A 2,845-nucleotide genomic window follows, 5' to 3' on the forward strand; every position below is an offset into this window, starting at 1 on the left:
AATCACTGCCTGTAGCTGATGACGCTCTTCTGCTGTCAGGCGCACAATGTATTTTTTCTGCATGGGACTCCGGCTCGCTCCCTACAGATTACCTCAATACTCCCGTTAACCCTAATTCTTAGAGTTGACGCTGCACTAGTTTCTCAAAAAATCAGGGGGCTAAAATCTCCAAACTCACAAAAACAGCGATCGATTCAAACCTTAAAAACCTCCACCAACTCCCGATTCACCGTCTAATGTAGCGGGAATGTCGGTGTCTTCATAGATCTCGGCCAGGGCGATCGCACAGTTCACACTCGCAAGTTGGATGGGATCGCTGGTGGGTGCGAGCGTCCAGTTACCACGATCGCCCTTTTGGAAAACCTCAACCTGCTGGCGATCGCTCGAAACGAGGACGTATTCTTCGAGACTGGGGATAGTACGGTAGTCGGCGAATTTTTCAGTGCGATCGAAACGAGCCGTCGAGGGAGAGAGAACTTCGATAATGAGGTGGGGATATTCGATGTATTGGCTTTGGGGCTGGCGATCGCGATCGTCGCAGGTAACGGCAACATCAGGATAGTAGTAAGCATTGCTGGCTTCGACGCGGGTTTTCATCCCTTCGGCGAAGGTGCGACAGCCAGAACTCCGTGGGTGAGTTTTGAGCGCGAAGAATAAGTTGCCAACAATCGTGTGATGTGCCTGTGTCCCGCCTGTCATCGCAAAGACTTCACCATCGCGGTATTCGTGGCGGATGGGGCTAATTTCTTCGGCGGCGAGGTAGTCTTCTGGGGTGATGTAGAGGGGATCGTCGGCGAGCATGGTTGGGGTGGTGAGGGGGAGCTAATTTTAGTTTAGCGATCGCCTGGGGAACCTCGCGGGTGAGTTTGACTTGGGGTTGGAAAACGTAAGAAATTGCCAGAGCGCCGTCTGACAGGCGATCGGGCAATTTATGCTAGGTTCGGAAGGAACCCGACCTCTTCATGGCGCAGCTTGTTTTATGCTTTTTCGCTGAAGATACAAACATTTTTTGCAGCTAGGGACTGTTGACGACAACCTCAGTCGCCGCTTCAAACAACAACCCCGAACGCCTCGAAAAACGCTTTGACCTCAACACCCAAATGACCGCCTAACTCTACCTGCTACATCCCATGATTCAAATTCAACTCAACCTACCCGAAAGCGCCTTTTCTGCCCTGCGTAGCAGCCCCGACGAATTCGCCCAAGAGCTGCTCGTTGCCGCCGTCGTCAAGTGGTACGAAGTCGGGATGATTTCCCAATCCAGAGCGGCTGAAATTGCTGGCATTAGCCGACAAGCCTTTCTGCAAGCGCTGGATCGATTTGCCGTCTCTCCTTTTCAGACCACCCCCGAAGAACTCGCAGAGGAGATCGATCGTGGTTAGACGCTGGGTGGTCAATGCTTCGCCCATCATTAGCCTCACCAAAATTGACCGTATTCATTTACTGAGCGAACTCTGCGATCGAGTGGTGATTCCTCAAAGGTAAGAAACCGCGCGATCGCTGGCTGGCAGGCGATGGGGGAACTTATGCTAGGTTCGGAACGTTGGCGATCGCGATGAGACGGATGGACGAGCAGCGGATTCAAGCATACCTGGAGTTGATTCAAGCACTATTGAACTGTCCAGAAGGGCAGGAAGGGGCGCTGTTGCAGGAGAATGCCGAGCTGGTGGATGCAGGCTTGGTCGAAGCGATGGGGTTGGTGGCGCAGCAGATGGAGGAAGCAGGCGATCGCCTGTGGGTCGAGCAGCTAGGGAAGGGTGCAGGATCGGTGTTGAGTGGGCGGGTTGGGGAGTAGTGCGATCGCTCTAAGTGGCAATGGGGGAGGAGACCGATGGGCATCGACCTAGCAGGGCTGGCGTTAGTCTGGCGGGGCGATCGCGCTAACGACCAAGCTCACTGGCGGACATGAATTTTTGGTTTAAGAAGCAAGCGATTGCCAGTCCGTCCAGTGCAGCGAATTGTTAGGGAAGACCTGAATGCCGTCACTACAAAAAACAAACTTTCTCAAAAGGTAACAGATGAATAGGACTGAGAAAAACAATGTTTACATTCCTCTAAGGTTGTCCAGATACTCCTCAATCATTAGGAGAATCGATCAAACAACTTCACTTTAATTCGAGGGTTCGATCGAGACGATTCAATTCTTCAACGACCACAGGTAGGAGCGATCAAAAAAGTAAACTAACCTAGATCGAAGCTGTTTTTAACCTCAACTTACAGTAATGGTAAGTAAAAATATAGACAGTGAGCCAGAAATCGTATAATAACCAACCAGAAATATTGGAAACATTAGCCTCCAATACCATTTATGCGGTTTCCAGTTCAGCAACCATAATCTACCTAGCTGATAGATTAAGAGCCACTGAGCTAACCCGATCGAAACTGTGATTATTAGATTAACGTAAGAGTCAATATTGATGCCAAGTAACGATGGAAAAGTTATGAATGAAGATAACACCAAACCATTAAAAAAGGTAACTGCAAGGAAAATGTCAATATTAGGGGGGCTAAAGTAGGTATCATATATTCCCAAACCTAATACTAATGCAATTACTAGCAACAGGCCAAGTGCCCATGTTGTCGAAAGTAAAAACCAGAGTCTCACCGAGTTAGAAGCTCTTTTAGGCATAGCTATCCGTATAAATTGAATCTAGTAGCATAGATATAAACAGGCTACTTTAACATTCCTGTCGATCTATAAATGTGGGCTCTTCCGATTTTGTTATGCAAAAAAATACTAATTTAACCCCAATTCCGATATTTGAAATTCAAAGCCGAAATTCTGTAAAGCTTGCAGAACTTGACATAGAGCGATCGATTAATGTAGAATAAATTTAATTATTTA

Annotated in this window: 4 protein-coding genes; 3 read left to right on the forward strand and 1 reads right to left on the reverse strand. The window is 48.2% G+C overall.

The genetic code is table 11. The features are described 5' to 3' along the window. Positions 1–201 precede the first annotated feature (201 nt). Positions 202–801, reverse strand: a complete 600-nt coding sequence (locus POG22_RS07465; protein WP_498904500.1) for a Uma2 family endonuclease — start codon at positions 799–801, stop codon at positions 202–204. Positions 802–1,130: 329 nt separating this feature from the next. Between POG22_RS07465 and POG22_RS07470 the strand changes: the two genes are divergently transcribed. The 3 genes from POG22_RS07470 (at position 1,131) to POG22_RS07480 (ending at position 1,795) form a co-directional block, all read left to right on the forward strand. Then, positions 1,131–1,382 (forward strand): UPF0175 family protein, encoded by a 252-nt coding sequence (locus POG22_RS07470; protein WP_498904502.1) that lies wholly within the window; start codon positions 1,131–1,133, stop codon positions 1,380–1,382. 7 nt (positions 1,383–1,389) lie between these two features. Further along, the gene (locus POG22_RS07475) at positions 1,390–1,485 is read left to right on the forward strand and encodes a PIN domain-containing protein (protein ID WP_498904505.1); all 96 of its coding nucleotides are present in this window, start codon (positions 1,390–1,392) and stop codon (positions 1,483–1,485) included. A 70-nt stretch (positions 1,486–1,555) separates the two neighbouring features. Continuing rightward, complete coding sequence (locus POG22_RS07480) at positions 1,556–1,795, forward strand: hypothetical protein (RefSeq protein WP_498904503.1); 240 nt, start codon at positions 1,556–1,558, stop codon at positions 1,793–1,795. Positions 1,796–2,845: the final 1,050 nt, after the last annotated feature.

Origin of the sequence: Geitlerinema sp. CS-897, from assembly GCF_028368005.1 — a bacterium.
GTDB lineage: Bacteria > Cyanobacteriota > Cyanobacteriia > Cyanobacteriales > Geitlerinemataceae > Baaleninema > Baaleninema simplex.

Excerpts from the sequence above, each read along its gene's own strand:
- POG22_RS07465 (WP_498904500.1), bottom strand. The coding sequence starts at position 801 with ATGCTCGCCGACGATCCCCTCTACATCACCCCAGAAGACTACCTCGCC.
- POG22_RS07470 (WP_498904502.1), top strand. The coding sequence starts at position 1,131 with ATGATTCAAATTCAACTCAACCTACCCGAAAGCGCCTTTTCTGCCCTG.
- POG22_RS07480 (WP_498904503.1), top strand. The coding sequence starts at position 1,556 with ATGAGACGGATGGACGAGCAGCGGATTCAAGCATACCTGGAGTTGATT.